A 587-nucleotide genomic window follows, 5' to 3' on the forward strand; every position below is an offset into this window, starting at 1 on the left:
CTCTCGTCGCCTCGTGGGCTGATGCGAATTTTCCGCACGATTATTCAAGCCCTTGTGCTGGCGGTGTTCCATTTTTAGCCCGAGACCCCGACGTGCCGCGCCGTAAGACCTGAGCTTGTCTGTGATCAGAACCCGCGGGGTGCGCGCATGCTTGCGAATGAGTTTGCGCAAGAGCCGCTCGGCGGCCAGTTTGTCGCGGCAGCTTTGGACCAGAGCATCGAGAACGAAGCCATCTTGATCGACAGCCCGCCAAAGCCAATGTTTTCGGCCGTTGATCGTGATGGCGACCTCATCAAGATACCATTTGTCGCCGAACTGCGGAGCACGATGGCGGATCTTTCCGGCGAAGTCGCGTCCGAACCGTTCGGCCCAACGCCGAACCGTCTCATGGCTGACGACAATGCCCCTCGCGGCAAGCAGATCTTCGACCATCCGCAGGCTGAGCGGAAATCGGAAATACAGCCAGACGGCTTGGCCTATGACTTCGGCGGGAAACCGGCGACCTCGATAGAGGGAATTTCGAACAGCGCTCATATCAGATATCGTGCCTGAGCGTCGGTCGCCGCGTCAACGTGACAGTGCCTGTC

At 59.1% G+C, this 587-nt stretch carries 1 protein-coding gene; it reads right to left on the reverse strand.

Going from position 1 to position 587, the window contains the following annotated elements; genetic code table 11:
* The coding region (locus RRH01S_RS33905) for an IS6 family transposase (RefSeq protein ID WP_080705542.1) at positions 1-534 on the reverse strand (534 nt) is incomplete at its 3' end.
* Positions 535-587 lie beyond the last annotated feature (53 nt).

The organism is Rhizobium rhizogenes NBRC 13257, from assembly GCF_000696095.1.
In the GTDB taxonomy this organism is placed as follows: domain Bacteria; phylum Pseudomonadota; class Alphaproteobacteria; order Rhizobiales; family Rhizobiaceae; genus Rhizobium; species Rhizobium rhizogenes.